At 63.1% G+C, this 3,761-nt stretch carries 7 protein-coding genes and 2 pseudogenes; 7 read left to right on the forward strand and 2 right to left on the reverse strand.

Annotated elements, in window-relative coordinates; all coding sequences use genetic code 11:
• The 6 genes and pseudogenes from AC01FP_RS16345 to AC01FP_RS16370 all read left to right on the forward strand — a co-directional run.
• Positions 1-213: UDP binding domain-containing protein (locus tag AC01FP_RS16345; protein WP_474481728.1), on the forward strand; the 213-nt coding region annotated here is incomplete at its 5' end.
• Positions 214-575: 362 nt separating this feature from the next.
• Complete coding sequence (locus AC01FP_RS16350; protein ID WP_474481729.1) at positions 576-782, forward strand: hypothetical protein; 207 nt, start codon at positions 576-578, stop codon at positions 780-782.
• 311 nt (positions 783-1,093) lie between these two features.
• Complete coding sequence (locus AC01FP_RS16355) at positions 1,094-1,312, forward strand: type II toxin-antitoxin system HicB family antitoxin (protein ID WP_474481730.1); 219 nt, start codon at positions 1,094-1,096, stop codon at positions 1,310-1,312.
• Between the two features lie 28 nt (positions 1,313-1,340).
• A complete protein-coding gene (locus AC01FP_RS16360) occupies positions 1,341-1,550 on the forward strand; it encodes a type II toxin-antitoxin system HicA family toxin (RefSeq protein ID WP_474481731.1) in 210 nt (69 codons plus the stop codon).
• A 42-nt stretch (positions 1,551-1,592) separates the two neighbouring features.
• A pseudogene (locus AC01FP_RS16365) lies at positions 1,593-1,742 on the forward strand (DUF2283 domain-containing protein); the annotation flags it as partial.
• Positions 1,730-2,798: pseudogene (locus AC01FP_RS16370) on the forward strand (UDP binding domain-containing protein); the annotation flags it as partial. The pseudogenes AC01FP_RS16365 and AC01FP_RS16370, both read left to right, overlap by 13 nt.
• 235 nt (positions 2,799-3,033) lie before the next feature.
• Here the strand turns inward: AC01FP_RS16370 and AC01FP_RS16375 are convergent.
• Positions 3,034-3,189, reverse strand: a complete 156-nt coding sequence (locus tag AC01FP_RS16375; RefSeq protein WP_474481732.1) for a hypothetical protein — start codon at positions 3,187-3,189, stop codon at positions 3,034-3,036.
• Between AC01FP_RS16375 and AC01FP_RS16380 the strand changes: the two genes are divergently transcribed.
• Positions 3,182-3,379 carry a hypothetical protein gene (locus AC01FP_RS16380; protein ID WP_474481733.1) on the forward strand — a complete coding sequence of 66 codons (198 nt, stop codon included), beginning with the start codon at positions 3,182-3,184 and terminating at the stop codon, positions 3,377-3,379. The genes AC01FP_RS16375 and AC01FP_RS16380 overlap by 8 nt on opposite strands.
• A gap of 179 nt (positions 3,380-3,558) precedes the next feature.
• Here the strand turns inward: AC01FP_RS16380 and AC01FP_RS16385 are convergent.
• Positions 3,559-3,761 (reverse strand): hypothetical protein (locus tag AC01FP_RS16385; RefSeq protein ID WP_474481734.1); only part of this gene is annotated, 203 nt, incomplete at its 5' end.

A 3,761-nucleotide genomic window follows, 5' to 3' on the forward strand; every position in this document is an offset into this window, starting at 1 on the left:
TACGACCCCACAGCCGCAGAAGAAGCCGATGCCCTGGTGATCTGCACCGAATGGAAGCGGTTTATGGCTCCCAATTTCGATCAGTTGGCAGGCGACCTGCGCCACAAGCTGATCTTTGATGGGCGGAATCTGTACGACCCCGAGCGCTTGGCGGAGCTGGGGTGGACGTATTACGCGATTGGGCGGGGGGCTTCTGTTAGTCCGGTGGCGTGAGGGGTTGGTGCCAGCGGGTGGGCCTTGATCCGGGGAGCTGGTGCCCGCCGCAGGCTCTTGGCCGGAAAACCCGTGAAAGCACGGAGGCCCCGCGCGGCAGTACAGGTGCACTGTGGCGTGATTGGGATGCGGAGGGCTCGCTACGGTGATGACAGATGTTCAAAGTCTTTCGGGGCAACCTGATTCAGCACCGCCCCCTCTGCTGCTGGATCGCCAGGGCTGGTCAACCCTTGTTGCTGGCGCCCTGCTGCTCCTGATTTCGTTCACAACGAACTACGGCAATGACAACCTCCCCCGCTTCCGCACCCTCCCGGCCTCTGAGCAGGTCGGACTATGTCTCCACCTTGCCGCCTTGGCGGCGCTTGCTGGCGATGGTCAACTGGCGACCCGTCTACGACATCGAGCAGGAAACCGAGAAGCTGAGGATCGAATCGCTCGAAAGCGAGAAGCGCTTGAAGCTGCTGAAGAAAGAGAACGAACGGCTCGCCGAGCTCGAATCCAGAATGGATGCCTTGTTGCTCAATGTCGATTCCTCCTCGCAGACACCTCCCGCAACCGGCTCCAACTGAGTGAAGCCATGGCGGTGCTGCTGGAGGGGATCAAACCGCCAAAGGCCTGAACCGGGCTGCAGTTCGTGAGACCCTGGCCAGCACAGAAAGCCCTTGGCGACAACGGCCCAAGCTCACCCCCCAGGCGCCAGCACCTTCTGGCTGCGAGCGGAGTCCCGCCCAATGCCTCTCGCTTCCCGCCCATCCAGGTGACGCTGATTGACTGCAACGCCCGCCGGATCACCGCCTGAAACGATTCCGAGCCTTCTTCGCCTCCTGGCCGGCTGATCCTGCCCAGAAGCTCCAGACTGGAGGCATCTCGCTCAACGCCGATGAGCACCGCCACCGCCCAACGACTCACGGCGATCCTTCACCGAGAGGAAGAGGTGTATGTGGCCGAGTGCCCGGAGGTGGGCACCGTGAGTCAAGGCGACACCGTGGAAGAAGCCCTGGCCAACTTGCGGGAGGCCACCGAACTGTTTCTGGAGGAGTGTCCGCAGCCGGCGTTGGCGCCAAGGCTGCTCACCACCTTTGAGGTGAGCGTTGCCTAAGCTCCCGCGCCTTCCCGCTGCTGCTGTGGTGGCAGCCCTGAAGCGGCTGGGCTTCGAGGAGGTGCGTCAAAAAGGTAGTCACCTGGTGCTTCGCAAAACAACGACCAAGGCCGATGGCAGTACAGCTGCAGTGATCTGTGTGGTTCCCCTGCACCGGCGGGACCTGGCCGTCGGCACCCTCGCCAGCGTTCTGCGCCAAGCCGGACTGGACAGTGACACGTTCATCCAGGCCCTTTGATGCAACCCCCCGCACCATGAAAACCGCACCTTCCCGGAACCCAACACCCTCACCATCGAGCTGGCCGATCGGGTGAGCAGCAGCTCTGAGGCAGTGAGCGACAACCTGATCGTCGATTTCGATGAGCGAGGCAAGCCGGTCGGCACGACCCTGACCCTGCTGCCGATCACCCCTGTGCTGCAGCCGGCCTGACGGGAGAAAGGGGATCGATCCATCAGCTGGCAGCCTGCGCCCAGAGCCACACGATCGTGGTGGAGAAAAGCACCCTGCCGGTGCCCACCGCCGGGGTGATCACCTCTATCTTCAGCGCCGCAGAAGGCAATACACCCTCCGGCCGCAGGAGCTTTGCGGTGCTCTCCAACCCCAAGTTCCTGGCGGAAGGCACCGCCATCAGCGATCTCGAAACCCCCGATCGGGTGCTAATCGGCGGTGAGGATCCAGTTGCGATAGAAGCACTGGTGGCGATCCATAGCCAGTGGGTGCCAGCCGAGCGCATCCTGCGCACCAACCTCTGGAGCAGTGAGCTTTCCAAGCTCACCCCCAACGCCTTCCTGGCCCAGCGCATCAGCTCGATCAACAGCATCGCCGCCCTCTGCGCAGCCACCGGTGCCGACGTGCAGGAGGTGGCCCGCGCCATCGGCCCCGGCTTTGGCGGCAGCTGCTTCCAGAAAAACATCCTCAACCTGGTGTACCTTTGTGGCCACTACGGCCTGCACGAGGTAGCCGCCGAAGGGCAGCTGGTGGTGGCGCTCAACACCTGGCAGCAGCAGCGCATCGCACGGCTGGTGGTTAACCGCCTCTTTGGCACCGTGACGGGCAAACGCATCGCCGTGCTGGGTTTCGCGTTCAAAGCCGACACCAACGACACCCCGCGTAGCCGCAGGCTTGTCCGCAGGAGTAACCCCGGCCATCCGCATCTGCCGCGACCTGCTGGAAGAAGGCGCTCAGCTGGCGATCTTTGATCCCAAGGTGAGCGCCGAGCAGATCGCCGCGGATCTGGGGGTGGAGGCCCTTGTGGGTTCAGAGGGCGAGGGGGTGTGGCAGCCGGCCGCGGATCCTTGTGCCGCCGTTTGTGGTGCGGATGCTGTGTTGCTGCTCACCGAGTGGCAGCAGTTCCGGCTGCTGGATTGGCCAGCCCTGGCGGCGGTGATGCGTCAGCCCGCTTGGTTGTTTGACGCCAGGGCGGTGGCGGATGCGGCGGCTGCGCGCGCGGCGGGGCTGCGGGTGTGGGTTGTGGGGGAGGGGTAAAGCCGAGGGGGGGGGGCTGGTGCCCGCCAGGAGGGGGCGGGGGCGCAAGAGCATGCCCACCGCAGGCGCTTGGCCGGAAAACCCGTGAAAACACGGAGGACCTGCGCGGCAGTACAGGTGTACTGTGGGTTGATCGGGAAGGCGAGGGCTCGCTACGGTGATGACAGATGTTCAAAGCCTTTCGGGGCGACCCGATTCAGCACCGCCCCCTCGGCTGCTGGATCGCCAGGGCTGGTCAACCCTTGTTGCTGGTGCCCTGCTCCTCCTGATTTCGTTCACTACGAACTACGGCAATGACAACCTCCTCAAATTCGGCGACATCGCGACCCTTGACAAGGTCGGAATGGGTCTCCACTTTGCCGCCCTGGCGGCGCTTGCTGGCGATGGTCAACTGGCGACCCGTTTACGACATCGAGCAAGAAACAGAGAGGCTGAGGATCGAATCGCTCGCCAGCGAGAAGCGCTTGAGGCTGCTGAAGAAAGAGAACGAACGGCTCGCCGAGCTCGAATCCAGAATGGATGCCTTGTTGCTCAATGTCGATTCCTCCTCGCAGACACCTCCCGCAACCGGCTCCAACTGAGTGAAGCCCTGGCGGTTTTGTTGGAGGAGCTCCGGCCGCCAACGGGCTGAACCGGGCTGCAGTTCGTGAGGCCCTCACCAGCTCAGGAAGCCACTTGCGACAACGCCCCAACCCCCTTGGCAGGCAACGGCGCTTGGTTGCACCGAGCCCCCGGTTTCAGGAAGTTGTCACCCCTCTGATCAGTACATCCGGGGGAGCTTGCTGGCGTAAACGAAGTCTTGTCTGTAGGAGTTGGTCAACTGGCGACCCGTTACGACATCGAGCAGCGAACGAGGCAGCTCGAGAAAGAGAACAAGCTTCTGCAAGACGGTGACTTTCAGGAAAGTTGTCACTCCTTGGCTGCCATTCAGGCGGCCTTGATTAAGGGTAGCGCCATGAGCGG

The organism is Cyanobium sp. NIVA-CYA 375, assembly GCF_056108345.1.

Bases quoted from the DNA above. Each gene is read 5' to 3' on its own strand.
- AC01FP_RS16355 (WP_474481730.1), top strand. From the start codon at position 1,094: ATGAGCACCGCCACCGCCCAACGACTCACGGCGATCCTTCACCGAGAG.
- AC01FP_RS16380 (WP_474481733.1), top strand. From the start codon at position 3,182: ATGGTCAACTGGCGACCCGTTTACGACATCGAGCAAGAAACAGAGAGG.